20 protein-coding genes are annotated in these 26,933 nt (G+C 71.0%); 6 read left to right on the top strand and 14 right to left on the bottom strand.

Features of this window, described 5'->3' with window-relative positions; genetic code table 11:
- Nucleotides 1-17: 17 nt before the first annotated feature.
- The 10 genes from ABIA35_RS36610 to ABIA35_RS36565 all read right to left on the bottom strand — a co-directional run bounded on the left by ABIA35_RS36610 (nt 18) and on the right by ABIA35_RS36565 (nt 12,123).
- Nucleotides 18-950, bottom strand: coding sequence for a phosphate ABC transporter ATP-binding protein (locus ABIA35_RS36610; protein WP_370360984.1), 933 nt, complete (start codon nt 948-950; stop codon nt 18-20).
- Nucleotides 951-963: 13 nt separating this feature from the next.
- Complete coding sequence (locus ABIA35_RS36605; RefSeq protein ID WP_370360983.1) at nt 964-2,142, bottom strand: class E sortase; 1,179 nt, start codon at nt 2,140-2,142, stop codon at nt 964-966.
- Nucleotides 2,139-3,953, bottom strand: coding sequence for a substrate-binding domain-containing protein (locus ABIA35_RS36600; RefSeq protein WP_370360982.1), 1,815 nt, complete (start codon nt 3,951-3,953; stop codon nt 2,139-2,141). The genes ABIA35_RS36605 and ABIA35_RS36600 overlap by 4 nt, the downstream gene beginning before the upstream one ends.
- A gap of 11 nt (nt 3,954-3,964) precedes the next feature.
- Nucleotides 3,965-5,317 carry a phosphate ABC transporter permease PstA gene (pstA, locus tag ABIA35_RS36595; protein ID WP_370338386.1) on the bottom strand — a complete coding sequence of 451 codons (1,353 nt, stop codon included), beginning with the start codon at nt 5,315-5,317 and terminating at the stop codon, nt 3,965-3,967.
- 16 nt (nt 5,318-5,333) lie between these two features.
- The gene (pstC, locus tag ABIA35_RS36590; RefSeq protein ID WP_370360981.1) at nt 5,334-6,422 is read right to left on the bottom strand and encodes a phosphate ABC transporter permease subunit PstC; all 1,089 of its coding nucleotides are present in this window, start codon (nt 6,420-6,422) and stop codon (nt 5,334-5,336) included.
- Nucleotides 6,423-6,426: 4 nt separating this feature from the next.
- A complete protein-coding gene (locus tag ABIA35_RS36585) occupies nt 6,427-8,952 on the bottom strand; it encodes a hypothetical protein (RefSeq protein ID WP_370360980.1) in 2,526 nt (841 codons plus the stop codon).
- A gap of 423 nt (nt 8,953-9,375) precedes the next feature.
- Complete coding sequence (locus ABIA35_RS36580) at nt 9,376-9,960, bottom strand: hypothetical protein (protein WP_370360979.1); 585 nt, start codon at nt 9,958-9,960, stop codon at nt 9,376-9,378.
- A gap of 138 nt (nt 9,961-10,098) precedes the next feature.
- Nucleotides 10,099-11,142: a PstS family phosphate ABC transporter substrate-binding protein gene (locus tag ABIA35_RS36575; protein ID WP_370338377.1), complete on the bottom strand. Its 1,044-nt coding sequence runs from the start codon at nt 11,140-11,142 to the stop codon at nt 10,099-10,101.
- 275 nt (nt 11,143-11,417) lie between these two features.
- Nucleotides 11,418-11,780 carry a hypothetical protein gene (locus tag ABIA35_RS36570; RefSeq protein WP_370338375.1) on the bottom strand — a complete coding sequence of 121 codons (363 nt, stop codon included), beginning with the start codon at nt 11,778-11,780 and terminating at the stop codon, nt 11,418-11,420.
- Between the two features lies 1 nt (nt 11,781).
- A complete protein-coding gene (locus tag ABIA35_RS36565; protein ID WP_370338373.1) occupies nt 11,782-12,123 on the bottom strand; it encodes a DUF1508 domain-containing protein in 342 nt (113 codons plus the stop codon).
- A 433-nt stretch (nt 12,124-12,556) separates the two neighbouring features.
- Between ABIA35_RS36565 and ABIA35_RS36560 the strand changes: the two genes are divergently transcribed.
- The 5 genes from ABIA35_RS36560 (at nt 12,557) to rarD (ending at nt 21,060) form a co-directional block, all read left to right on the top strand.
- Entirely contained in the window at nt 12,557-13,876 is a 1,320-nt protein-coding gene (locus ABIA35_RS36560; RefSeq protein ID WP_370360978.1) for a UDP-glucose/GDP-mannose dehydrogenase family protein, read from the top strand.
- 243 nt (nt 13,877-14,119) lie between these two features.
- Complete coding sequence (locus ABIA35_RS36555; protein ID WP_370338369.1) at nt 14,120-16,024, top strand: 2-oxoacid:acceptor oxidoreductase subunit alpha; 1,905 nt, start codon at nt 14,120-14,122, stop codon at nt 16,022-16,024.
- Nucleotides 16,024-17,043: a 2-oxoacid:ferredoxin oxidoreductase subunit beta gene (locus tag ABIA35_RS36550; RefSeq protein ID WP_370360977.1), complete on the top strand. Its 1,020-nt coding sequence runs from the start codon at nt 16,024-16,026 to the stop codon at nt 17,041-17,043. Before ABIA35_RS36555 ends, ABIA35_RS36550 begins: the two co-directional genes overlap by 1 nt.
- A gap of 282 nt (nt 17,044-17,325) precedes the next feature.
- The gene (locus ABIA35_RS36545; RefSeq protein WP_370338365.1) at nt 17,326-19,761 is read left to right on the top strand and encodes an amino acid permease; all 2,436 of its coding nucleotides are present in this window, start codon (nt 17,326-17,328) and stop codon (nt 19,759-19,761) included.
- 213 nt (nt 19,762-19,974) lie between these two features.
- Complete coding sequence (gene rarD, locus ABIA35_RS36540; RefSeq protein WP_370360976.1) at nt 19,975-21,060, top strand: EamA family transporter RarD; 1,086 nt, start codon at nt 19,975-19,977, stop codon at nt 21,058-21,060.
- Here the strand turns inward: rarD and ABIA35_RS36535 are convergent.
- Nucleotides 20,985-21,452, bottom strand: a complete 468-nt coding sequence (locus tag ABIA35_RS36535) for a MarR family winged helix-turn-helix transcriptional regulator (RefSeq protein WP_370338363.1) — start codon at nt 21,450-21,452, stop codon at nt 20,985-20,987. The genes rarD and ABIA35_RS36535 overlap by 76 nt on opposite strands.
- A gap of 57 nt (nt 21,453-21,509) precedes the next feature.
- On the opposite strand from ABIA35_RS36535, the gene ABIA35_RS36530 reads away from it, so the two are divergent.
- Nucleotides 21,510-22,322, top strand: coding sequence for an alpha/beta fold hydrolase (locus ABIA35_RS36530; protein ID WP_370360975.1), 813 nt, complete (start codon nt 21,510-21,512; stop codon nt 22,320-22,322).
- A 94-nt stretch (nt 22,323-22,416) separates the two neighbouring features.
- On the opposite strand, the gene ABIA35_RS36525 is transcribed toward ABIA35_RS36530, so the two are convergent.
- The 3 genes from ABIA35_RS36525 to ABIA35_RS36515 all read right to left on the bottom strand — a co-directional run bounded on the left by ABIA35_RS36525 (nt 22,417) and on the right by ABIA35_RS36515 (nt 26,924).
- Nucleotides 22,417-23,400 carry a polyprenyl synthetase family protein gene (locus tag ABIA35_RS36525; protein ID WP_370338488.1) on the bottom strand — a complete coding sequence of 328 codons (984 nt, stop codon included), beginning with the start codon at nt 23,398-23,400 and terminating at the stop codon, nt 22,417-22,419.
- 273 nt (nt 23,401-23,673) lie between these two features.
- A complete protein-coding gene (gene nuoN / locus ABIA35_RS36520) occupies nt 23,674-25,350 on the bottom strand; it encodes an NADH-quinone oxidoreductase subunit NuoN (RefSeq protein ID WP_370338358.1) in 1,677 nt (558 codons plus the stop codon).
- On the bottom strand, nt 25,347-26,924 hold the full coding sequence (locus tag ABIA35_RS36515; protein ID WP_370338356.1) for an NADH-quinone oxidoreductase subunit M: 1,578 nt from the start codon (nt 26,922-26,924) through the stop codon (nt 25,347-25,349). Before ABIA35_RS36515 ends, nuoN begins: the two co-directional genes overlap by 4 nt.
- Nucleotides 26,925-26,933: the final 9 nt, after the last annotated feature.

Here is a 26,933-nt window from a genome sequence, read left to right as displayed (position 1 = left end):
GCCGTTTAGGGCCCGGCCTACCCGAAGCGCCCGTTCACGTAGTCCGAGGTCCGCTCGTCCTGCGGGTCTTCGAACAGCTGCCGGGTCGGGCCGGCCTCCACGATCCGGCCGGGAGTGTCGTGGGTGGCCAGGAAGAACGCGCAGTTCTGCGACACCCGGGCGGCCTGCTGCATGTTGTGCGTGACGATCACGATCGTCAGGCGGCCGCGCAGGTCGGCGATGGTCTCCTCGACGCGGCGGGTGGATGTCGGGTCCAGGGCGGAGCAGGGCTCGTCCATCAGCAGCACGTCCGGTTCCACGGCCAGCGAGCGAGCGATGCACAGCCGCTGCTGCTGGCCGCCGGACAGGGCGCCGCCGGGGGCGCGCAGCCGGTTGCGGACCTCGGCCCACAGGCCGGCCTGGGTCAGGCTGGTCTCCACCAGTTCGTCGCGGCGGCCCTTGGCGGCCTTGATGCCGGCCAGCTTCAGGCCGCTGACGACGTTGTCGTAGATGGACATGGCCGGGAACGGGTTCGGACGCTGGAACACCATGCCGACGCGGGCCCGGACGTCGGCCGGGCGGCGGCCGGGCGCGTAGATGTCGTCGCCGTCCAGCAGGACCTGGCCGGCCAGCTGCGCCGACTTCACCATCTCGTGCATGCGGTTCAGGATCCGCAGATACGTCGACTTGCCGCAGCCGGACGGGCCGATCAGCGCCGTCACCTCGCCGGGCGCCATGGTCAGCGACACGCGTTCCAGCACCTTGTGGTCGCCGAACCAGGCGGACAGGTCCAGGGTCTGCAGGCCGACCAGGCGGCCCGAGCGGCCGGCGGCCGTGCCGGGACCGCCGATACCGCCCGCGCCCGCGCCCGCGCTTGCGCCGGGGTCGGCGGGAACGGTCGGCAGCTGCTGGGTCGGGGCGTCCGCGGCCGAGGCCGTCGCCACCCCGCCGTACTCGTCTATCTCGGTCATCGTGGTCCCAGGTTCAGTAGAGGTTAGGCAGCAGGACGGTGGCGTTCTCGTACACGCACCACAGCAGCGCGGCCAGCACCGGCGCCGTCGAGAGGTAGACGGCGCGCCGGTTCCCCGCCACGGCCAGCACGACCGTCGCGGCCACCGCCAGGGCCAGCGCGAGCGCCCACAGCTGGAGCGCGGGCCAGGCGTCGGTGTCGGAGGACAGCGGCTTGTCCAGATCGGTCTTGGTTCCGCGTTGTCCGGAGGCATCGGTGGGCGCGCCGTCCAGGCGGGCACCGACATAGATCACGCGGGTCGGGATCCAGGTCGAGTCGCCGGTGGCCAGCACCAGCCGGTTCGGGAAGGAGTCCATGACCGGCTTCGAGCCCTGGCCGAACGCGTTCACCGTGTAGGTGAAGGTGCCCTGTCCGGTGGTGAAGCTGATCTTGTCGCCGAGGCGCAGCCGGGGCAGCTCCGCGAACGGCGCGCCGAAGGTCCCCCGGCGGCCCAGCAGAGTACTGACACCGGGCTGTCCGGGCAGCACCGTGTAGCGGAGATGCCCGGGGCCGCGCGCCAGATCGGACCCGGTGGTCCCCTCCACCACGACCGTCTGGTGCAGCCCGATCGCCGGGATGTCCATGATGGCCACCGGCGCACCGTCGGCGGCCGGTCCGACCGGCGCCGTGGCCTGCCCGAGCTCGCCGGCCAGCGTGCGGTAGAGGTCGGCCTGGCTGTGCTGCTCCTGAAGCCTGGAAAAGCCGAACGCGTAAACGGCCCAGCCCAGCAGGAGCGCGGCGGTCAGGCTCGCGGCCATGCCGACCATCCGCACGGTCCGCAGGCCCCGGCCCTCACGCTGTGCGGCGCGGAATGCGGCCGCCCGCGCTGCTTGTGATGCCTCGAACGCTTGCGCTGCCTGAGATGCTCCGGCCGAGGACGCCTTCGCAGCAGGCTGCGGAACCGCGGTGCCCGGCTCCGGCGCGGTCGGCGCATTGCCTGGTGCCCCAGCCGTCGCCCCGACCAGTGCCCCGGCCAGTGCCCCGGTCTCCGGATCCGGCGCCGCAACTGGCGCGGTCGCCCCGGTAGCCCCGGCTCCCCCAGCCACCTCGGTCGCCCCGGTCGCCTCGGTCGCCCCGGTCGCCCCGGTCGCCCCGGTTGCCGCAGTAGCCGCAGTAGCCGCAGTAGCCGCAGTGTCCGCCGTCGGCGCGCTCACGGCGTGCGGTCCTTCCCCGCGGCCGTGAGCTTGCGGCGCCGCACCAGGAAGCTCCCGAGCATCGGCGGCACGATCACCACCGCCAGCAGCTCCAGCGAGGTGAGTCCGGCCATCAGCTTGGGGTCGCGGTGCTGTGGCACGTCCGCGACCACCGCCGTGGCCCCGCCGACGGATCCGCCGCTGTCACCGCCGCTGCCGGAGCCGTCGGTCGGCAGCCCGGTGAGCGGGTCGATCCCGCCGGTTCCGCCGCCGGTGCCGCCGGCCGCGCCGCCGGTGGTGCCGCCCACGGCACCGCCGGTGGTCCCGCCGGTGCCGCCGGAGGTCCCGCCGTTCGTGCCGGAGCCGCCGGAGCCGCCGGAGCCGCCCGACGTTCCGCCGGTGGAGCTGTGGCCGCCGGTCGAGCCGCCCTTGCCGCCCGACGAGCCGCCGGAGGTGCCGCCGCCGGATCCACCGGAACCACCGCCGGTGCCGCCGCCGACCGTGCAGTTCAGCGGCGTGCCGGCCTTGTCGCACGGGCTCGGCTGCGGGGCGTTGGTCAGCACCGTCAGCTGGCCGGCGGCGTTGAAGGTCGGGTTCGGGCAGTTCGACAGGGTGTTGGGATCCACGCCGGAGGCCTGGCCGGGGATGTGCGAGACCTGGAGCATGCCGCCGCGCACCAGGTTGCGCGGGACCGGCGAGTAGCCGAGTTGGTCGGCCTCCGCCTGGCCCGCGCACAGGATGTAGGCCGCGTACTTGGACAGCGCGGCGCCGTGGTCGTCGGACGCCCGGGGCAGGGGCGGCAGTGAGCCGGTGTCCCGGGGCACGATGATGTAGCTGTAGCTGGAGATCGGGTAGGACCGCGGATCGGTCATCGTGTAGACCGCGTCGAGGTTCTGCTGGAGGTAGTTAGGGTCGTCCGGCGAGGTGTTGTCGTCCACGCCGCGGATCTTCGCCGCGGTCAGCGCGATCGCGACGTTCGACGCGGTCGGGACGGAGTAGTAGCCGGCCGGGTTCAGGACCTTGGCGACCGGCCAGTTGTTCAGCTTGGCGTAGGCGTACTCGTCGTAGCCGATCGCGCCCTCGCCCTGCGGGGACATGATGAAGCCGGCCACCACGTCCGAGCCGTTCTCGGCGTGCATGTTGCTGGTCTGCGGTGTCGGGAAGAACTCGGTGTAGTCGCCGCAGGAGACGCCGTTGATCGAGGTGCAGTAGGCGTCCCACTGCGCCTTGTGCGTGTGCTCCATGTACCGGGTCCACTGCGCGGTCGCGCCGGAGCCGTCGGAGCGCACCACCGGGGTGATCGGCTCGTGCGGCAGGTTCCCCGGGTAGTTCGCCTTGATCCGGGGGTCGTCCCACATGGTGATCTGGTTGGTGAAGATGCCGACCAGCACGTCCGGGGACAGGCGCAGGTCGGTGACCTGCTTGCCGCCGATCTTCAGGTTGTACATGAAGGTCGTGCCGCCGGCGGTCACCGGGACGTAGGAGTAGCGGAAGGTCGGGTTCTCGACGTTGCCCTGGCCGTTGGAGTGCCCGCCGGAGCCCACGCCCTGGTCCGGCGTGGTCCGGAACGGCACGTCGGACGCGGTGAAGTCGTCCAGCCCGTTCTCCCAGTCGGTCCGGCCGGCCGCCGAGCCGTTGGCCGCGAAGTTGATGTTGATGCCCTGCGGCAGGATGTCCCGGCGCCACTGGTCCAGCGCCGGGCCGCTCCAGGACGATCCGGAGCCGCTGAGCGCGGTGGCCGCGCGCGCCGGCGGGGCCGGCGTGAGCGCGGCGGCCAGGGCCACGGTCGCGGCCAGCGCCGCGGCGAGCCGGGCCGCTGTTCGGCTTCTCAAGGTTCTGACGGTCACGAGACAGGCTCCGGATTCGGATGGACCACAGCCGCGGCGGTGGATATCGGTGCGGGATGCACGCGCGGGGCGTGGGAGGCGGCGGGGTTCGCGGCGGCCCGGACCCGGTCACGGGCCATCTGCCGCTGGCGGCGGCGCGACAGCTCGCCCGGCCGGCGGCCGCCGGCCACGCGCGCGGCGACGAACAGGATCATGACGATCGCCATCAGCGTCAGCGCGGCGCCGAACGCGCGGATCTTCATGTCCTCTTGGGGATAGCGGACGTAGTTCCAGACGTAGAGCGGCAGACTGACCTGCTGGCCGCTGAAGGCGTTGGCGTTCATCCCGGAGGTGAACCCGGCGGTGAGCAGGACCGGCGAGGTCTCCCCGACCGCCCGGGCCATGCCGAGCAGGATCGCGGTGGTCAGGCCGGAGCGCGCGGTCGGCAGGACCACGTTCCACACCGTGCGCCACTGGCTCGCGCCGAGCGCGTAGGAGGCCTCGCGCAAGGTGTTCGGCACGACGCGGATCACCACCTCCGAGGCCCGGGTGACGATCGGCATCATCATCACGGTCAGCGCCAGCGACGCGGCGAACCCGCTGCGGTCGTAGCCCAGGGTCAGGATCACCGAGCCGAGGATGAACAGGCCCGCGACGATCGACGGCAGCGCCGTCATCGCCTCGACCACGGTCCGCACCGGCCGCGCCAGCCGGCCGCCGACCTCGGACATGAACACCGCGGCGGAGATGCCCAGCGGCACCGCGAACAGCGTCGCCAGACCCAGCTGTTCCAGCGAGCCGACGATCGCGTGCAGGCAGCCGCCGGAGGTCAACGGGTCCAGCGGGCCGGTGCTCTGCATGTCGGAGGTCAGGAAGTTGCCGTGGACGATGACCTTCTCGCCCCGCCAGGCCACGTAGGCGACCTGGTCGACGAGCACCACCAGGATGAAGATCCCGGCCCCGGTGAACAGGGCCGTGGCGAGCTTCTCGCGGACGTGCCGGGCCTCCCACTGACAGCGCGCGATGCCCCAGTACATGACCAGGTAGACCGCGTACCAGCACAGCCAGAAGCCCAGCGCGCCGGACCACGGCATGAGGCGCTCGTACACCAGCCAGACCAGTCCGACCGCGCCGACGGCCGCGCCCGCCAGGGTCGCGTAGTCGGCGGCGGTGAGCGCGCCGGGGCGCACCCGCACCTGCCCGCTGCCGGCGTCGACGTAGGCCGCGCCGGGGCCGTCGCCGACCGGGGCGGGCCGGTCGGCGGCGGCGGCGCCGGGAGCGGCGATGGCAGCAGCAGCGGGAGCAGCAGCAGTGCCAGGAGCGGCGGCAGCCGCAGCGGCGGCGGGCACGGCGGATTCGACAGTCGTCATGGCGCCCTGAGACCCCTCACTCATTGGTCGCGGCGCCGGAGCGCGAACGGGAGATGATCGCCGCCGCGGCCATGTTGACCAGCAGCGTGATCGTGAACAGCACGAGCCCGGCGGCCATCAGGGCCGACAGCGCGAGCTTGTCGGACTCGCCATAGCGCAGCGCGATCAGCGAGGAGATGGAGTTGCCGCCGGCCTGCAGCGGATGCGAGGTGACCGCGAACACCGGCGAGATGATCAGCGCCACCGCGATGGTCTCGCCCATCGCCCGGCCGAAGCCGAGCATCACCGCGCCGATCACCCCGCCCTTGCCGAACGGCAGCACGACGGTCCGCACCATCCCCCAGCGCGTGGCGCCCAGCGCGTACGCGCCTTCCCGCTCCCCGGTCGGGGCCTGCGAGAACACCTCGCGGGACAGCGAGCAGATGATCGGGATCACCATCAGCGACACCACGACGCCGGCGATGAACGCGGACTGCGCGTACGAGGCGGCGATCTCGCCGTTGCGCACCCTCAGGAACGGGAGCACCCCGCCGAGATGCGTGGACAGCCACCGCTCGAAGCCGATGACCCGGGGCGTGAGGAAGATCAGCCCCCACAGTCCGTAGACGATGCTGGGCACGGCCGCCATCAGGTCGACCAGCGAGACCAGCGTCCGGCGGAGCCCTGCGGGCGCGTACTCGGCGATGAACACGGCCGCGGACAGCGCCACCGGCACCGCGATCAGCAGCGCGATGACCGCGATGATGATCCCGTCCGGCAGCACCGCGCCGACGCCGAACCGGTGGGTGGCAGTCTGCCACCGCTGCTCGGTCAGGAACGACCACCCGGTGGCGTGCAGCGCCTGCGTCCCGCGCGTGAGGAGGAACAGCGCGATCAGCCCCATGATCGCGAACACCGACAGCCCGGCGGCGCGGAACACGATCCGGAAGACGCGGTCGCCGCGCGACACCCCGGGGATGATGCGGATCGGGCGGTCCTCGTCGGCGGGCCCCGCCGTGGGGCCGGAGCCGGAGCCGGAGCCGTAACCGGAACTGGATCCGGAACCCCCCGGCGGCGGCCCGAACAGGTCGTCGGCCAGCGCGGCGCCGGCGTCCGCGGTGCTCATGCGCTCACCGCCCGAACCGGCGCGCGGAGTTCGGCCACAGGGACCGCAGCTTCGCCCCGGCGGCGCCGGTGGTCAGCAGCAGGGCGGCGGGACCGGCGGCGACCAGCACCAGGCCGACGATGAGCAGGATCGGCAGGATCAGCCGGCCGAAGCCCGCCGTGTCGGCGCTGACGCTGCCCAGGGCGGCCGCGGCGGTGGAGCCGCTGAGGCTGTGGGCGGGGCCGCTGCTGCCGGCGGGACCGGCAGCGCCCTTCGACGACGAGCCGGAACCGCCGGAGCCGGTGCCGCCGTTCGCCCCGGCGTCCCCGGACCCGATGGTGCTGGTGATGTAGGAGACCGACGCGGTGCCGTTCTTCGTGGTGGTGACCGGGGTGACCACGACGTTGCCGGAGGTGGCCGGCTGGCCGGTGACCGGACCGGTGGCGGTGACGGTGGTGGGCGCGCCGCCCGGGGCGGCCCCGGCACGGATCTTGGCGATCGCGGCGCCGGCCTGCTGAGCCTGCGCGGGAGTGACGCCGACGTAGCCGGGGGCGAGCTGCCCGGGCTGGTTGCCGGGGAGTTGACCGCTACGGCTGTCGGTGACCGCGGTCAGGAACTCCGCGATGTCGGTGGCCTTGGCGGCCGAGACCCCCGACGTCGGGGCCATCGCGTAGTTAGGGACGGTCAACGGATAGGCGGCGGTGTCACCGGCGTACCCGGTGTGGCCGACGCCCCAGGGCAGCGACTGGGTGCCGGTCTTGGGATCGGTCACGTAGTCCAGCGCCGCGGAGGCCATGCCGGGGGCGGTCGGGGTCACGTAGGCGCCCGTGCCATTGGCCAGCGCCGCGGTCGGGAAGCTGAACGCGGCCGCGCGGCCGCTGTCCATGATCGCGATCAGGCTGCGGCTGCCGAGGTTCTGCGGTCCGCACTTGGCGTGCCCGGCCGGCGCCTCGTAGTTCTGCAGGATGCACGTCGGCGTCTGCAGGACCAGGCTCCGCGCTACGGCGTCGAGCCCGGCCTGGATCGGGTTCCACTCGAATCCCTTGAGGCGGTTGTAGTCCCGGTGCGTGCCCTGCGGGTCATACGGGAGCCCGGTGCCCGGGTCCACCGGCGGGCCGCTGGCGTCCTGGGCCACGAAGCTGTCGATCGGGTACGGGTACACGGACGTCTTGTAGAAGCTGTCGACGTGCATGCCCCACTGGTCGGGCTTCCCGCTCAGGAACGCGCTGGCGTCGGGGTCGGACATGATCCACGTCGTCAGCTCGCGGACCAGGTCGCTCTGGCCGCCGGCGACGATCGGCTCGGAGCCGTCCTGGGCGGCGCAGGTCGGCCAGGTGAAGGCGTTGTTCGTCGGGTTCAGCGCGATGAACTCGGGGTCTTTGAACAGGCAGCCCGGGTTCCCCGCGACCGAAGCGGTGTCGCTCTTGGCACCGACGAAGTTCTCGTAGTCGTAGGACTGGGTCAGCAGCTTGGCCACCAGCCGGGCGTTGAGCTTCATGCTCGTGATCGGCAGGTGGGTCTTGGGATCGTCGACGAAGAAGGCGATCGCGATGCCGGTGTTGCCCAGGGGTACGTAGGTGTAGGGACGCGCGCTGGCCGCCGTGGGACTCGCCGGCAGCGACGTGAACGCCACGTCGGCTCCGGCCCTGCCCTGCAGGAAGTCGGCACGCGCCTCGGGCTCGGTGAGGTCGCTGCTGTACTGGACGGTGACCGGGTCGACGCCGGCCAGGCACGAGCCGACGACCCACTGGGTCAGGGCGCGGTCGAGCATCGGCATGCCCTCGGCGGCGACGTCGGTCGCGCTCGCCGGGCACGCCGCGGGGACCGGCGCGAAGGAGACCGGGACGACCGTGCGCTGGTTCCACGCGCACTGCTCGCCGTCCTCGAACCCGGACGCGCCGACGGTCTCGTACTCCGCTCCGGTGGCCGCGCCGCTCAGGCCCGTGTCGCCGTCGTGGTAGGTGCAGTCCGCCGACCCGTCCTCCGTGCTGAAGCCCAGCGCGTCGCCGCCGTAGTTGGGCTCGACGACGATCGAGCACTGGTGGGTGGCGTCGCAGCCCATGGTCGGCGACTGGCTCGCGGTGTACATCTCGATGTCCGCGCTGCCCGTGCCGTCGCCGCGGGTCACCGCCGCGACCACGTTCGACGGGAAGTCCGGCGCCTGCAGGCCCGCGGACTCGGACGGGAGCTGGAATCCGGCCGTGGGGTCCTGTCCGTAGTGGAACCCGCCGTAGCAGTCGGTGATCTTCGGGTCGGTGCCTCGGCACTCGTAGACGACGACCGGGTATCCGACCGCGTTCCAGTTGCCGCCGTTGGAGTTCCCGAACACCACGAACGAGCCGTGGGTGCTCGGCGTGAACCCGGTCCAGGACACGTGGACCATCTGGTCGACGAGGTTCTCGGTCTGGGAGACGGTCACCGAGCCCTTGGCGCCGGTGGTCTGCGTCGCCGGAATCCAGACCGGCGGACCCGCGACGGTGACCGATGAGGCATCGGCGTGCGCGGTGGCGATGGTGTGCGCACCCGGAGGCAGCAGGACCAAGGCCGTCATGAAACTCACCGTCCAGGCGAGTACGGCCGCGCAGTAGACGCGCAGACCTCTGCGCCGGCGGGCGGCTCCCGCTTCATGGGGCGACATGGGGAGGACCTCCGAGGTCGAAAATCAGGGGACGCATACAATTCGCCCGCCCGCGGACGACGGGAGCCCGTCCACGACGCGGCCAAGGCGGAAACGGTGTCCGACCGCGAGCCCAGGCGCGGGGATCGCCCGGCGCCCGGTTCGCGGTCGGTGGGTGCTGGTCGGCCGACCGGTTGGCCGGTGTTGCTCAGCCGGTGTTGCTGAGCCGGTCAGCCGGTCAGCCGGTGTTGGTCAGCCGGTGCCGGTCAGCCGGTCAGCCGGTATTGCTCAGCCGGCGTTGCTCAGCCGACGCCGGCCGGCCGGTCGCGGTGCGGTGCGGTGCGGTGCGGTGCAGCCTCAGCTGGCCGGGGTGTAGCTGGCGCTCAGCGAGCCGACGGCCTGACCGGCGGTGAAGAACGTGGTGTGCAGAGCCTGGTTCAGGTACGCGGCACCGTCGGCGGGGATGTCGGCCTCGCCGGTCAGCGTCTGCGGCGTGGCACCGGTGGCGCTGCCCACGGTGTCGTCGCCGAAGGCGAACAGGTTCACCGGCGTGGTGCCGCCGTCGGGCACCGCGGAGATCTCCTGGGTGCTGCCGGACAGGGTCACCTGGTGGAAGCAGACGATCTTGCCGGTCAGCGTGTCCGCGAACGCGATCCCGCCGCCGAGCGTGACGGTGCCGTAGAAGCGGGCCAGGACGGCGTTGCCGCCGGTGACGGGGAAGGTCGCGGTGGCACCGGTGGTGCGGTCGTAGGACCCGGTCGCCGTCGGCAGCGGCACGGCGGCGATGCCGGACTGCAGCGCGGCGGTCAGGAAGGTGTTCGAAGCGGTCACGGCGACGCTCCCGGAAGCCGGGGTGCCGGTCGCGCTGGCGGACGGGAGCGCGACGGCGGTCGCGGCGATCGCCGCGGCGGCGGCCAGCGAGCGCACGACGGTGCGGTTCATGGGGACTCCTTGAGAGGCGGTACTGCGGGACGGACAACGGGGAAGGACCGGGCCCGCCGGAACGTCCGTGGACGCCTGGCGTCGGGCCCGGCCGTTGTGCACTTCCGATAAATCAGGGGACTGCGATCCCGGGGATCGTCAGATGCCGGCCTGGAGCGTGCCGCAGGCGTTGCCCAGGGTCTGGAAGCCGTAGCTGGTGATCAGGCTGGCGCCGTTCTTGCACAGCCAGCCGTTGTTCACGGAGCGGCCCAGCAGGGCCTTCAGACGCGGGCCCTCGGTGGCGTCGGCCCAGTCGGCCTGGCGCACGACGTGGTAGACGTTGCGGGTGTAGGTCAGCGACAGGTTCGAGTTCCACACCTTGTTGACGGTGTCGAGCTGCTCGGTGCCGTCGATCGAGCGGTTGGCGTCCAGGACCCCGGGGGCGTCCGTGGTGGTGCCCTTGCCGTCGTAGACCTGGCCGACGTAGTGGCTCAGGGAGTAGGGGAAGATCGCGTTGACGTCGCCGGCGAAGGCCGCGTCGGTGCCCTCGTTCTCCTCCGGCGTGGTGGCCTTCCAGCACGACGGGGTGGTCGTGATGCCCAGCGCGCCCAGCCAGAAGGACCGCGTGCCGGAGCCGGACTGCGGGATGAACACGTCGATGGGGGCGTTCGGCAGGGTGCCCTCGTCGGTGATCTGGTTCCAGTTGGTGATGGTGCAGTTGTAGATGCCCTGCAGGTCGGAGCTGCTCAGGTCGTGCGGGGCGTTGCCGCCGGTGTAGGCGGACCAGCCGACCGCGTCCGTCGCGAAGGGGATGAACCAGTCGGTGGTGCCGGAGTTCGGGCCGCGCGAGGAGCGGGCGATGTCCAGCGTCGTGTGGGTGGTGCTGTTCAGCGCGGTGATGCCGGAGCCGGAACCGTTCGGCCGGGCGATCGTGCTCGCGCCGGACTTCGGCGTGATGTTGCCGGCCGGGGTGGCGTCCCAGCTGTAGAACTTCGAGGCCGGGCTGGTGGCGTTGTAGGCAGCCGACACGCCGTTGTCCAGCGCCTGGATGGTGTCCGAGCCGGCGGCCACGATGTCGGTGGCGGCCGGGGTGGTGCCCGACGGCGGGTCGGCCAGCGCGGCGCCGTTCGACGCCACCACGGCGCCCAGGGCGGCCGCGGCGATCGCCGAGGTGATGGCGAGCTTGCGGGTGACAGAACGCATTGCTTTTCCTCCTGCAAGGGGGACTGGTCCTTGCGGGATTGAGATTCGCCGAACGCCACGATCGGGACCAGAGCGCTGATCTGCGCCCGCGCCGGCCCCGCGGACCGCGCGGCGCACAGATGCGCTGCTGGCGGCACGTGTGAGGATCCTGATACATCAGCGGACGGTTCCTGGTGTGCTTCCGGCAGTGGCGCGGTGGTGCCGTCTTCGGAGTCCCGCGTTCATCTGCCGGGGACGGCGGCGGGCCTTCGGAGAGGAGGATTGCCGGGCGCGCCTCAGCGCCCGCGCCGCGCGAACCCCGACAGGGCGTTGAGGAACCCCGAAGCGCCCCCACGACACTGGTCGGGCCGCAGATACCCGCGGGCACTGCGCGCCACCACCACGCCGGCGCTCATGCCGGTGCCGGTGACGCGCACCGGCAGCGCCGCCGACCACCACCAGTCCGGGCCGTCGCCGTCGCGGCCCAGGCGGATGCTCAGGACCTGGCGGTCGGCGACCAGTTCGCGCCAGGCCGCGTCCAGCGCCTCGTCGCTCCGGTAGGCGCCGGCGGAGCGGGCCAGCGGCCGGCCGTTCGCGGCCAGCAGGACCCAGGTCAGGTCGCCGTCGCCGCCCGCGCGCACCATCAGGGCGGCGGGCATCTCAGCCGTCGGCGGCCAGCAGCGCCAGGAACTTGGCGACCGCTATCTGACAGGTTGCGTAGCGCTCATAGGAGCGGATCGAGCGGGCCAGAGGAGTCCCGCTGGACGACTGGAGGACCCAGGTCCAGCCCGCCCCGTCCTTCACGTGGCTGATGCGCGCCGACAGATTGGGCGCGTCGCGGCGTAAGCGGGAGTAAGCCCGGCGCGCCTCGTCCGCCGCGGAGTACGCGGGGGCGGAGATGGCCACGATCCGTCCGTTGCTCGCCTTCGCCCGCCAGCGGTAGCGCCCGTTCTCAGCACGGTCCACCAGCACCCGTCCGCTCTCGTCCCGAACAGTGTCCATGGCATTCCGCCCAACACTCGAGCTAAATCTTCGAAGTTTCCTCGAGCGATCAATCTAGGCGCGTGGAGCGGACCACGAGTCGGGAAACGTCCGACCAAGGACATCTGTTCGCCTACCCGTTGCGCCTTAGTCGCTTACGAGGCGTGATCACCTGTCAGGGTCCTGAATCGCCGGTGAGGACCGCCGGGGCGCGGGACTCCGATGAACCGCTTCAGCGAACCTTCACGCAACCGCTTGTACTCTCGCCCTCAACCGGCGGCACGGAAGACACGATGCGGCGTCACACCGGTGCGCTGCGCGACCGGGCACCGGGGGCGTCGCCGGAGGTACGGCAACGCCGAGAAGATCTGGTCCTTTCGCGTGAGGGATCTCCATAGACTGTCCGTCTACTCTTTGGTCGTTCGACGGACATCCCAGCAGATCGGAGACACAAGTGCGGATCACGGTGATCGGCACCGGATACCTCGGTGTCACCCACGCCGCGTGCATGGCCGAACTCGGCTTCGAGGTCATGGGCCTGGACGTCGACGTGGAGAAGGTCGCCGCACTGGCCGCCGGCGACGTCCCGTTCTACGAGCCCGGCCTGCAGGACCTGATGCGCGCGCAGATCGCCGCCGGGCGCCTGTCCTTCACCTCCGACTACGCCGAGCTGGCCGAGTGGGCCGGCGAGGGCGCGGTGCACTTCGTCAGCGTGGGCACTCCGCAGAAGAAGGGCGAGTACGCGGCCGACATGTCCTATGTCGACGCCGCGTTCGAGTCGGTGGCGCGGGCGATCGCGCACCAGGGCCGCTCGCTGCTGGTCGGCAAGTCCACCGTCCCGGTCGGGACCGCCGCCCGGCTGGCCGACCGGATCGCCGAGCTCGCGCCGAACGCCGAACTGGCGTGGAACCCGGAGTTCCTGCGCGAGGGCTGGGCCGTGAAGGACACGCTGCACCCGGACCGCCTGGTCGTCGGCGTGCGCTCGGCCGCGGCCGAGGCGGACCTGCGGCAGGTCTACGCGCGGCTGCTGGAGGAGGAGGTGCCGCTGGTGGTCACCGACTTCCCGACCGCCGAGCTGGTCAAGGTCTCCGCGAACTCCTTCCTCGCGGTCAAGATCTCCTTCATCAACGCGATGGCCGAGGTGTGCGAGGCGGCCGGCGCCGACGTCATGCAGCTGTCCGAGGCGCTGTCCTACGACCCGCGCATCGGCGGCCGCTTCCTGGTCCCGGGCCTGGGCTTCGGCGGCGGCTGCCTGCCCAAGGACATACGGGCGTTCATGGCCCGGGCCGGCGAGCTCGGCGTGGACCAGGCGCTGGCCTTCCTGAAGGAGGTCGACGCCATCAACATGCGGCGCCGCGCCCGCACCGTGGACCTGGCCCGCGAACAGTGCGACGGCTCGCTGCTCGGCAAGCGCGTCGCGGTCTGGGGCGCGGCGTTCAAGCCGGAGTCCGACGACATCCGCGACTCCCCCGCGCTGAACGTCGCGGCGTCGATAAACCTGCAGGGCGCGCAGGTCACCGTCTACGACCCGAAGGCCATGGACAACGCCCGCAAGATGTTCCCGACGCTGTCCTACGCCGCCTCGGCGATGGAGGCGGCGCAGCAGGCCGACGTGATCCTGCACCTCACCGAGTGGCAGGAGTTCCGGGACGTGGACCCGGTCGCGGTGCGCGAGCAGGTCCGGGACGCCCGGATCATCGACGGCCGCAACGCGCTGGACGCGGCGGCCTGGCGGGCCGCGGGCTGGACCTACCGGGCGCTGGGCCGGCCGTAACGAGTCGCCGATCGGGCTCTGACCAGGCATTCCGGGACCAAAACCGGGAAGAGCCCGGGTTTGAAGCCGCATTAGCCGATCATGGGCGGGCGCCGCAAGGCGACCCGCCTTTCTTTACATCATTTTCACCGCGGTTCCGCGTTGTAAGACATCCGAGCAATCCCACTACAGCTCCGGGAAACTTACTCGCCGTAGCATTGGTACTGCGGGTCACGATTATTTTTCACAACAGGGCGGGTTCCCATGACCAAGCAGGTTGAGAAGGTCGACCGGGTCATCATCCGTTTCGCCGGAGACTCAGGCGACGGCATGCAGCTCACCGGCGACCGGTTCACCTCCGAGACCGCGGCGTTCGGCAACGACCTGTCGACGCTGCCCGACTTCCCCGCCGAGATCCGGGCCCCTGCCGGGACCCTGCCCGGCGTGTCCGCGTTCCAGCTGCACTTCGCCGACCACGACATCCTCACCCCCGGCGACGCGCCGGACGTGCTGGTGGCGATGAACCCGGCGGCGCTGAAGGCGAACCTGAAGGACGTCCCGCGCGGCGGCACGATCATCGTCAACACCGACGAGTTCACACCCCGCGCGCTGACCAAGGTCGGCTACGCCGCCGACCCGCTGGAGGACGGCTCCCTGGACGCCTACAAGGTGCACAGGGTCGCGCTGACCACGCAGACGGTCAAGGTCCTGGAGGGCCACGACATCTCCCGCAAGGACGCCGAGCGCGCGAAGAACATGTACTCGCTCGGCCTGCTGTCCTGGCTGTACCACCGGCCGACCGAGGCCACGCTGGCGTTCCTGGAGAAGAAGTTCGCCAAGAAGCCGGCCATAGCGGCCGCGAACGTGGCGGCCTTCCGGGCCGGGTGGAACTACGGGGAGACGACCGAGGACTTCGTCGTCTCCTACGAGATCGCCCCGGCGCCGATGCCCAAGGGCACCTACCGGAACATCCACGGCAACCTGGCACTGGCGTACGGCCTGATCGCGGCCAGCCACCAGAGCGGCCTGCCGATGTTCCTGGGCGCCTACCCGATCACCCCGGCCTCGGACATCCTGCACGAGCTGAGCAAGCACAAGAACCACGGCGTGCGGACCTTCCAGGCCGAGGACGAGATCGCCGGCATCGGCGCGGCCCTGGGCGCCAGCTTCGGCGGCGCGCTCGGCGTCACCACCACCTCCGGCCCCGGCATCGCGCTCAAGGGCGAGACCATCGGCCTGGCGGTGAGCCTGGAGCTGCCGCTGGTGATCTGCGACATCCAGCGCGGCGGCCCGAGCACGGGCCTGCCGACCAAGACCGAGCAGTCCGACCTGTTCCTGGCCATGTTCGGGCGCAACGGCGAGGCGCCGGTGCCGATCGTGGCGCCGCAGTCCCCGGCCGACTGCTTCGACGCCGCCCTGGAGGCCGCGCGGATCGCCGTCACCTACCGGACCCCGGTGTTCCTGCTCTCCGACGGCTACCTGGCCAACGGCTCGGAGCCCTGGCGCATCCCGGACGTCGCCGACCTGCCGGTGATCGCCCCGGACTTCGCCACCGGCCCGAACAAGACGCTGGAGGACGGCACCGAGGCGTTCTGGCCGTTCCTGCGCGACCCGCAGACCCTGGCCCGGCCGTGGGCCATCCCCGGCACCCCGGGCCTGGAGCACCGGATCGGCGGCATCGAGAAGGCCGACGGCACCGGCAACATCTCCTACGACCCGGCGAACCACGACCTGATGGTGCGCACCCGGGCCGCCAAGGTGGCCGGCATCGACGTCCCGGACCTGGCGGTCGACACCGGGTCCGATTCAGAAGCAGGCTCCGGCCGGGCGAAGGTCCTGGTCCTGGGCTGGGGCTCGACCTTCGGCCCGATCCAGGCGGCCTGCCGCCAGGTCCGCCGGGGCGGGCAGGCCGTCGCGCACGCCCACTTGCGTCATTTGAACCCCTTCCCGGCGAATCTCGGGCGCATACTGAAGGAGTACGACAGAGTGCTCATCCCCGAGATGAACCTCGGGCAGCTCTCCATGCTCGTCCGCGCCCGCTACCTCGTGGACGCGGTCGGCTACAACCAGGTGCGCGGCCTGCCGTTCAAGGCGGCCGAGCTGGCCGGAGTGATCAAGGACCTGATCGGGACGGACGCGGTCGACCAGGAAGAAAAGGCGGGGGTCTAATGCCGGAATTGCTGAAGCTCACGACCAAGGACTTCAAGACAGACCAGGAAGTCCGCTGGTGCCCCGGCTGCGGGGACTACGCCATCCTGGCCGCGGTCCAGGGATTCATGCCGTCCCTGGGCATCGCCCGGGAGGACATCGTCTTCGTCTCCGGGATCGGCTGCTCCTCGCGCTTCCCGTATTACATGAACACCTACGGGATGCACTCCATCCACGGCCGCGCCCCGGCGATCGCGACCGGACTTGCCTCCTCCCGGCCGGACCTGTCGGTCTGGGTGGTCACCGGCGACGGCGACGCGCTGTCCATCGGCGGCAACCACCTGATCCACGCGCTGCGCCGGAACGTCAATCTGAAGATCCTGCTGTTCAACAACCGGATCTACGGGCTGACCAAGGGCCAGTACTCGCCGACCTCCGAGCTGGGCAAGATCACCAAGAGCACGCCGTACGGCTCGCTGGACGCCCCGTTCAACCCGGTCTCCCTGGCCCTGGGCGCCGAGGCGACCTTCGTGGCCCGCACCATCGACTCCGACCGCAAGCACCTGACCTCGGTGCTGCAGGCCGCGGCCGAGCACCAGGGCACGGCGCTGGTCGAGATCTACCAGAACTGCAACATCTTCAACGACGGCGCCTTCGAGAACCTGAAGGACAACACGGTCAAGGACCGGCACCTGATCCGGCTGGAGCACGGCAAGCCGATCGCCTTCGGCCCCGAGACCGAGCGGTACGGGATCGTCCGGATGCCCGACGCCACGCTGAAGGTGGTGCCGCTGGAGCAGGCCGGGGACGCGGTGCTGGTGCACGACGCCCACGCCCCCGAGCCGGACCTGGCCTTCGCGCTGTCCCGGCTGCCCGACCCCACGACGCTCTCGCCCACCCCGATCGGCGTGTTCCGGGACGTCACCCGGCCGACCTACGACGCCCTGATGAGCGCCCAGTTGGACGAGTCGGCGCGCACCCTGGGCTCGGGCAAACTCGCCGAACTGCTGACCGGGTCCGACACGTGGACGATCTCGTGAGAGATCGTGAGCGGGACGTGAGAGGTCGATGACACTCCCCCGTTCGGCCCCGCCCGGCCGATGAGTTCGACAGCGGTGCGACAGCCCTGGTCGCACACGTTTCGCCCATGATCGTGAACGCCCCTCCCGCGTGCGGGCAAGGGCGTTCGCGCTTGGTGCAAACGAAATGCAAACGCCCCCAAGTTGGATGATCTGATCTCGGAGGTGATAGGACAGACCTTCGGCATGGGCATAGGGACCATGTTGGACCTTTGGACCTGCGCCGAAATGAGGCACCACGCGATGAGCAGTACCGGCACGGCCGCTCCGAAGAGGGCCGGCGCGGGGGCGAAGGTACCGGTCGCCACGCCCGGGGCGCTGGCCCCGGACGTGAACCTCCCGGAGAGCCTGGGCTACCGGGTCAAGAAGCGGCTGTTGGGCACGCCGCTGGTCAACGACCAGCTGCACGGGGAGAAGCTGTCGAACCCGGTGGCCCTGGGGGTGCTGGCACCGGACTGCGTCTCCTCCTCGGCGTACGGCACCGAGCAGATGCTGACCCAGCTCGTGCCCTACTTCGGCACCGTGGGCTTCATCCTGGTCATGCCGGTCACCGGGGTGATCCTGGGCCTGCTGCTCCTGCTGACACTGTGCTACCGCGACGTGGTCCGGCACTACACCAAGGCCGGCGGGGCCTACGTGGTGGCCCGGGAGAACTTCGGGCAGAAGGTCGCCCAGATCGCCGCGGTCGCCCTGCTCATCGACTACATCGTGACGGTGGCGGTGCAGATCGCGGCCGGGACGGACGCCATCGCGTCCTGGATGACGTTCACCTTCCACGTCAACATCGACAGCTGGAAGATCTACGTCTCGGTCTTCGTGATCATCCTGCTGTGCTTCGGCAACCTGCGCGGCATCCGCGAGGCCGGCCGCTCGTTCGCGGTGCCGGCGTACTTCTACATCGCGATGGCCGGCGTGACCGTCCTGGTGGGCCTGGTCAAGCTGGCCACCACCGGGCTGCCGCAGGCGCCCAGCCTGCACGACCAGGCCGGCGGCGCGCTGCCGCTGGGCACCTACACCGGGACGCTGTTCCAGGTCACCGCGGTCCTGTGGATCCTGAAGGGCTTCGCCAACGGCGGCTCCTCGCTGACCGGCCTGGAGGCCATCTCCAACGGCGTGTCGGTGTTCAAGAAGCCGGCCGGCAGGAACGCCGCCAAGACGATGATCTGGATGTCCACCGCGCTGGGCTCGCTGGTGCTGGGCATCTCGATCCTGGCCTGGCAGCTGAAGACCAACCCCTACAGCAGCGGCAACCCGACGGTGCTGGCCCAGATCACCAAGATCACCTGGGGCGGCCAGGGCTTCGGGTTCGTGATGCTGACCCTGGTGCAGCTGGCCACCGCGCTGATCCTCTACACCGGCGGCAACACCTCGTTCAACGGCTTCCCGTTCCTGACCTCGTTCGTCGCCGAGGACAACTTCCTGCCCCGGCAGTTCCTCGTGCGCGGGCACCGCCTGGCGTTCTCCAACGGCATCGTGGTGCTCACGATCCTGTCGCTGGCCCTGCTCATCGGCACCGGCGGCAACCTGACCTCGCTGGTGGCGCTGTACGCGATCGGGGTGTTCACCGGCTTCGTGATGGCCTCCGCCGGTCTGTTCAAGTACCACTGGAGCCGCAACGAGCCGCACCGCTGGTGGAAGCTGTTCGTGGCCGGCTCGGCCTCGGTGATGTCCTTCGCGGTCGTGGTGATCTTCGCGACGGTGAAGTTCACCGAGGGCGCGTGGATGGTCGTGATCGTCTTCCCGCCGGCCGTGTTCGGCCTGATCCAGCTGAACAAGCGCTACCGCCGCGAGGCCGAGGCCCTGGCCAAGGCGCCGGCCTCGGCGGAGCTGCCGACCCGCACCCAGACCTCGGTCATGGTCCTGGTCGACTCGGTGGACCTGGCGGTCATCAAGACGCTGCGCTACGCGCGCTCCCTGCGCCCGACCGAGGTCCGCGCCGTCCACCTGATGGTCGACAACCTGTACGCCGAGCATCTGCGCAACCAGTGGGACGCCTCCCAGGCCGCGGACATCCCGCTGGAGGTCATCGAGGTCCCCGACCGCCGCATCCGCCGCGCGGCGATGGAGTTGGCCGCCCGCGAGACCGCCGAGGGCTACGAGGTGACGGTCCTGCTCCCGCGCCGCACGTACTCCCCGATCGTCGGCCGCCTCCTGCACGACCGCACAGCCGACCGCCTGGCCGAGGTCCTGTCGACGCTGCCGCACGTGGTGGCCACCATCGTGCCCTTCGACGTGGTCGAGGCCATCGAGGAACTGGAGCAGGCCGAGAAGGGCCACAAGCCCAAGGCGAAGGAGGGCGACGCCGTGGCCGGCAAGCCGCGCTCCACGAAGAAGATGCTCCTGGACGCCGAGTGCACGAACATCCCCGACCCCGGCCACGGCGTCCCGGTCCCGGTCAGCCCGATCTCCACGGTCCAGTGGCGCCAGCGCGCCGCGGTCGAGGGCCGCATCCGCTCGGTCGCGGTGTCCCCGGTCAAGGGCTCCCCCGCGCTGGAGGCCGAGCTCTACGACGCCTCCGGCGGGATCACGCTGGTGTTCTACGGCCGGCGCTCGATCCCGGGTATCGAGCCGGGCGCGATCATGCGGGTGGAGGGCATGGTCGGCGAGATGGAGGGGCACCTGGCGATGGCGAACCCGACGTACAAGCTGCTGCCGCGCGAGCACGGGGACGACGAGTAGCGGCGGGTTGGTGAGTGAGGCAGGCGCCTTCGGACCGATGGTCCGGGGGCGCTTTGCTGTGGATGGCGGGGCTCGGCGGCAGGGCTGGCACAGGGCTCGGCGGCAGGGCTCGGCGACGGGTTCGGCAGCGGCCGGCCCGGCGGCGTGTCCTGTAACAGTCCAACCCGCGATCCACCTGTGACAGAACCAGCTCACCGCCCTATCCTGTCCCTCATGGGAGAGAGCGGGAGCGCCGCTGAGCGGCGGCTCGGGGTGGGATTCGGGGTCGCGGCGTACGGAGCGTGGGGGCTCTTCCCGCTCTACTGGCCGCTGTTGGAGCCCGCCGGGGCCGGGGAGATCCTCGCGCACCGGATGGCGTGGTCGCTGCTGGCCGTGCTGGTGCTGCTGGCCGTGCGGCGGGTGCCGGGCGGCGGGGCGCGGTGGGGTTGGGTGCGCGAGTTGCTGCGGACCCCCCGCAAGGTCGCGCTGCTCGCCGGGGCCGCGGCTGCCATCTCCGTCAACTGGTTCGTGTACATCTGGTCCGTCAACCACGGGCACACCGTCGACACCGCGTTCGGGTACTTCATCAACCCGCTGGTGACCGTGCTGTTCGGGGTCTTCCTGCTGCGGGAGCGGCTGCGGCGGTTGCAGTGGGCCGCGGTGGGGGTCGGGGCGGTGGCCGTGCTGGTGCTGGCCGTCGGGTACGGCAAGGTGCCGTGGATCGCGCTGGTGCTGGCCGTGAGTTTCGGGACGTACGGGCTGCTCAAGAAGCTCGCGGCGGTGCCGGCCGCCGAGGCGATGGCGGTGGAGTCGACGCTCCAGTTCCTGCCCGCCATCGGATACCTGGTGTGGCTCGGGACGCACGGGACGCTCGACTTCGCGCACCACGGGGCCGGGAACACCTCGCTGCTAGTGCTCGCCGGGCCGGTGACGGTCGTGCCGCTGATCTGCTTCGGGGCCGCGGCCAACCGGCTTCCGCTGTCGGTGGTCGGTCTGCTGCAGTTCCTGGCGCCGATCCTGCAGTTCCTGTGCGGGGTGCTGGTGCAGCACGAGTCGGTGCCGCTGGCACGGCTGGCCGGGTTCCTGATCGTCTGGCTCGCGCTGGTGCTGCTGACGGTCGACGCGCTGCGCGCCGCCCGCAGGCGGCCCGCTCAGTCCGCCCAGAACGAATCCGCCCAGAACGAAGCCGAGCCCGAGCCCGCGTCCGAGCCCGCATCCGGGCCCGGACTCGAACCCGCCCCCGCTCAGTCCACCTCCACGTCCGAGACCGCGGCCAGCATGCTCGACAGCACCTTGGCGCAGGCGTCCACGTCGGCCTGAGTCAGCCCGCCCCCGACCTGGCCGAGCAGCCCGTGCTCGCGCGCGATCACCAGCTCGATCGCCGCGCGGCCGGCCTCGGTGAGCCGGATCAGCGAAGACCGCCGGTGCGCAGGGTTCGGTACCGCCTCGACCAGCCCGCGCTCCGCGGCGTCGTTCACCGTGCGCTGCACGAACTGGCGGCTCAGCGCCTGCGCCCGGCCCATCTGCGGCACCGTCATCGGCCCGCTCAGGCGCAGCATGTCCAGCACCGCGCGCACGCCGACGCCGACGCCCTCGATCTCCTCGCCGAGCTCCACCTTGCGCAGCACCCGCCGGTACAGCGGCCCGACCAGCAGGTAGATCTCGGCCAGCCGCACGGCGAGTTCCTCGGAGGGAAGCGGTTCATCCGTCACCTCCGCAGTATGACACCTCGGTTGCCAAGTCGCCGCGAGAATGGCACCTTAGGTGTCATGAGCGAGCTTCAGTACGCGACCCTCCCCGACGGCGGCCGGCTGGCCTACCGGGACCGGGGCACCGGGCCCCTCGTCGTCCTGCTCCACGGCGGCTTCCTCGACCACCGCATGTGGACCCCGCAGCTGCGGACCCTGCCGACGCTCTGCCGCGTCGTCGCCCCGGACGCCCGCGGCCACGGCGACAGCACTAACGCGGCCGCCCCCTTCCGGCACACCGACGACGTCGCGGCCCTGCTGCGCCGCCTGGACGCGGGCCCGGCCGTCCTGGTCGGCGTCTCGATGGGTGCCGCGACCGCCACCGACACCGCCCTGGAGCACCCCGATCTGGTGCGCGCGCTGGTGGTCAGCGGCGCCGGGACCAGCGAGCCGCGGTTCGTCGACGGCTGGACCGGCGAGACCCTGGCGCAGGTCTGGCCGCCGCTGTTCGCCGGCGACATCCCGGGCGCCCTGAAGGTCTGGAACAAGTTCACCAGCGGTCCGCACCGCGAGCTGTCCGACCTGGACCCCGCGATCCCGGCACTGATCGAGGAGATGACCACGAAGACCTGGCTCAAGCACACCGCCGACGAGAAGGACTGGTCCGAGCACGCCGCGGACACCTGGGCCCGCGCGGCCGGGCTGACCATCCCGGTCATGGCCGTCATCGGCGGCGCCGACTCCGACGACCACCGGCACAACGCCGAGCGGCTCGCCGACAGCGTGGCGGACGCCCGGAAGATCACGATCGCCGGCACCGCGCACTACCCGAACCTGGAGGACCCCGACGAGTTCGACGCGGCGGTCATCGGGTTCGTCGAAGCCCTGGCCTGAGGATCCCGCACGCCCGGAGATCTCCCAGGCCAGACGACGAAGCGCGCCGACGACCGAGGGGGGTCGTCGGCGCGCTTCGGTCACCAACCAGGCGTCAGGTCGTCCGCGAGATCACCACGTCGCACAGCGCCTTCATCGCTTCCTTCGCCGGCATCTCCGGCAGCGGCTCCAGCACCGCCTTAGCCTTCTCCGCGTACCCGCGCACCACGTCCCGCGCCTGCTCCATGCTCGGGTGCGCGCGCAGCAGCGCCAGCGCCTCGTCGAAGGCCGCGTCGTCGACCGACAGGTCGGTCCGCAGCAGTTCCTGCAGCCGCGCGGTCTCGCGGTCGGCCGAGCCGTCCATCGCCAGCGCGATCAGCATCGGCAGGGTGTGGACACCCTCGCGCAGGTCCGTGCCCGGCGTCTTGCCGGACTGCTCGGACTCCGAGGCGATGTCCAGCAGGTCGTCGGAGAGCTGGAACGCCACCCCGAACTGCTCGCCGAACTCCGCCAGTATCTGCTCCTGCTCGGCGGTGCAGCCGGAGAACATCGCGCCGAAGCGGGCGGCGGTGGCGATCAGCGAGCCGGTCTTGCCGGCCAGGACCTCCAGGTGGTGGTCCACCGGGTTCTGGCCGTTCTTCGGGCCCACCGACTCCGAGATCTGGCCGCTGACCAGACGCTCGAAGGTCTCGGCCTGGATGCGCACGGCGTCCGGGCCCAGCTCGGACAACAGACTGGAGGCGCGGGCGAACAGGAAGTCGCCGGACAGGATGGCCAGCGAGTTGTCCCAGCGCTGGTTCGCCGAGGCCACGCCGCGGCGCAGCGCCGCCTCGTCCATGACGTCGTCGTGGTAGAGCGTGGCCAGGTGGGTCAGCTCCACCACCACCGCGGACTCCACGACGCCGGCCAGGGCCGGGTCGCCGAACTGCGCGGCCAGCAGCACCAGCAGCGGCCGGGTGCGCTTGCCGCCGGCCTGGGCCAGGTGCGAGGTGATCTCGCTGATGTAGGCGTGGTCGCTGCGGGTGTAGTTCAGCAGCACCTCCTCCACCCGCAGCAGGCCGTCCTTCAGGGCCACGGACAGGGTCTCGTCCTGCTGCATGGCGATCGCGAACGGACCCCAGCCCTGCGACGTCTGTAGAAGCGGCGGGGTCAGCGTGCCGGGAGTACTCACTGCGGCGGCCTTCCAGGTCGGGGCGGTGGCGGGCGGTCGGTCGGGGTCGCGCTCATTCGTCACAGGTGCTTCACATGTTCGCTCCTAGGTTATCCGGCAGCACTTTCAAGGAAGAGGCGCCCCGGCCGGTCAACGTACCAGCGGGCAGAAAAGAGCCCCGGACCACCGAGGCGGTCCGGGGCGTCGCGCTGCGTGGCGGAGCTATTGGACGAAGTACGCCGCCTTGTCCGCGAGGTCCAGCGCCATCTGCGGGATGACACCGAGGGCGATCGTGAGCACCACCGTGACGGTGAGCGCGATCGTCGTCATCGGCGAGGGCACCACCACGACCGGCCCGGAGACCTCGTCCCGGAGCGGCTCGCTGAAGTACATCAGCACGATGACCCGGACGTAGAAGAACGCCGCCGCGGCCGAGGCGATCACACCGACGATCACCAGCGGCCAGGCGCCGCCGTCGATCGCCGCCGTGAACAGCGCGAACTTCCCGGTGAAGCCGGAGGTCAGCGGGATGCCCGCGAAGGCCAGCAGGAACACCGTGAAACAGGCCGCCAGCAACGGCGAGCGGCGCCCCAGGCCCGCCCAGGACGACAGGTCGGTGGCCTCGCCGCCGATTGTCACCGAGCCGTCCTCGCCGCCGTCCCCGGACTCCGAGCCGCCGCGCACCGACTCGCGCACCAGCGTCACCACGGCGAACGCGCCGATCGTGGCGAACCCGTACGCCGCCAGGTAGAACAGCGTCGCGCTGACGCCCCTGGTCGTCGTGGAGATCACGCCGAGCAGGATGTACCCGGCGTTGAGGATCGCCGAGTACGCCAGCATCCGCTTGATGTCGCGCTGCGTGATCGCCAGCACCGCGCCGGCCAGCATGGTCAGGACCGCCACGCCCCACAGCACCGGGCGCCAGTCCCAGCGCAGGCCGGGCAGCGCCACGTAGACGATGCGCAGCAGGGCTCCGAACGCGGCCACCTTGGTGGCGGCGGCCATGAACCCGGTGATCGGGGTCGGCGCGCCCTGGTACACGTCCGGGGTCCAGGAGTGGAACGGCACCGCGCCGATCTTGAACAGCAGTCCGACCGCCAGCAGCGCGATCCCCACCAGCACCAGCACGTCCGAGTGCGGGGCCGAGGAGATCGCGGTCGCGATGTCCGACAGCCGCACCGAGCCGGCGTAGCCGTACAGCATCGCGATGCCGTACAGGAAGAACGCCGAGGAGAACGCCCCGAGCAGGAAGTACTTCATCGCCGCTTCCTGCGACAGCAGGCGGCGCCGGCGCGCCAGCCCGCACAGCAGGTACAGCGGCAGCGACAGCACCTCCAGCGCCACGAAGGAGGTCAGCAGGTCGTTCGCGGCCGGGAACAGCAGCATGCCGCCGACCGAGAACAGCATCAGCGGGAAGACCTCGGTGGTCCGCAGGCCCGCGGTGTCCGCCGCGCGCTCGCCGCCCGAACCCGGGGTGGTGGCGCCCTGCGCGGTGAACGCGTCCAGGTCGACCACCGCGGTGCCGCGCTCGGCCACCAGCAGCAGCGCCAGCAGGGCCAGCGCCAGGATGGTGCCCTGCAGGAACAGCGTCACGCCGTCCACCGACACCGCGTCCGAGGCGGTGGTCTGGGCCATGCCGTGGTTGGCGATCACGAAGCCCAGGGCCACCAGGACCCCGGCCAGCGACACCGCGACCTGGGCCCAGTAGCGCCGCGTGCGCGGCAGGAAGGCCTCGATGAGGATGCCGACCGTGGCCGCGCCGAACACCACCAGCATCGGCATCAGCGCCCGGTACTCCACCTGCGGCGCCGTGAAGGTGTTCGCCGCCGTGGAGGTCAGGCCGCCGGGTGTGGACGGAGCGCCCGGCGCGGCGGCGAGGAGAGTCGTCAGAGCGCTCACTTGGAGTCCACCTTCTCCGAAGTCTGCACCGCGTTCACGGCCGGAGCCGGGTCCTGCTGGTGAACGTGCTGCAGAGTGGTGTTGACGGAGGGGTTCACGATGTCGAGCACCGGCTTGGGGTAGAAGCCCAGGCCGATGATCAGCGCGATCAGCGGCGCCACGGCGACCACCTCACGCGCCCGCAGGTCCTTCATGCCCTCCAGCCCCGCCTTCAGCGGGCCGGTCATGGTCCGCTGGTAGAGCCAGAGCACGTACAGCGCGGCCAGGATGATCGCCGCGGTGGCCACGATCGCCACCGCCTTGTAGCGCTCGAAGGTGCCGACCAGGACCAGGAACTCCGAGACGAAGGAGGACAGGCCCGGCAGCGCCAGCGAGGACAGCCCGGCGATCAGGAACACGCCGGCCAGCTTCGGCGCGACCTTGTTCACGCCTCCGTAGTCGTCGATCAGCTGCGATCCGCGACGGGAGATCAGGAAGCCGGCGACGATGAACAGCGCGCCGGTCGACAGACCGTGGTTCACCATGTACAGCGAGGCGCCGCTCTGACCGGTCGAGGTCATCGCGAACACCCCGAGGGTGATCAGCCCGAAGTGCGAGATCGAGGTGTAGGCGATCAGGCGCTTGATGTCGGTCTGGCCGATGGCCAGCAGCGCACCGTACATGGTGCCGACGATCGCCATCCCGATCACCAGCGGCGTGAAGAACTTCGACGCCCCCGGGAACAGCTCCAGGCAGTACCGGAGCATCCCGAAGGTGCCGACCTTGTCCAGCACGCCGACCAGCAGCACCGCCGAGCCGGGCGTGGCCTCGGCGGCGGCGTCCGGCAGCCAGGTGTGGAACGGGAACAGCGGCGCCTTCACGGCGAAGGCCACGAAGAACCCGAGGAACAGCGCCTTGCCCAGTCCCGGGCTGATGCCCAGCTGGCCGGAGCTCACCGCGTTGGCCAGCGTCTGGAAGTCGAAGGTACCGGTGCCCAGGTGCTTGCCCGAGGCCACGTACAGGCCGATCAGCGCGGCCAGCATGAACAGGCCGCCGAACAGCGAGTACAGCAGGAACTTCACCGCCGCGTAGGACCGCTGCGGTCCGCCGAAGCCGCCAATGAGGAAGTACATCGGGATCAGCATGGCTTCGAAGAACACGTAGAACAGGAACAGATCGGTGGCCGCGAAGACCCCGATCATCATGGTCTCCAGCAGCAGGTACAGCGAGAAGTAGGCGCGCACCGAGCGGCGGCCGTCGGCCTGCGCCTCGTCGGCGTCGTGCCAGCCGGCCAGGATCACCACCGGCATCAGCACCAGGGTCATCAGGATCAGCACCAGCGCGATGCCGTCGACCCCGAGCCCGTAGTTGATGTTGAAAGCCTTGATCCACTGGTGGCTCTCGGTGAACTGGAACCGGGCGCCGCCCTTCTTGAACTGGGTCGCCATCGCGATGCCGATGCCGAGCGTGGCCACGCTGAAGGACAGCGCGATCTTCTTGGCGGCCTCGCTCTTCTCCTTCGCGACCACGGCGACCGCGGCCGATCCGACCAGCGGGACGACGCCCAGCGTGGTCAACCAGGGAAAGCTGCTCATCTCCATCTC

The organism is Catenulispora sp. MAP12-49 (assembly GCF_041262705.1).
Lineage (GTDB): Bacteria > Actinomycetota > Actinomycetes > Streptomycetales > Catenulisporaceae > Catenulispora.
The sequence above is the reverse complement of the archived record's forward strand: the minus strand, read 5'-3'. Positions and strand labels throughout refer to the sequence as shown.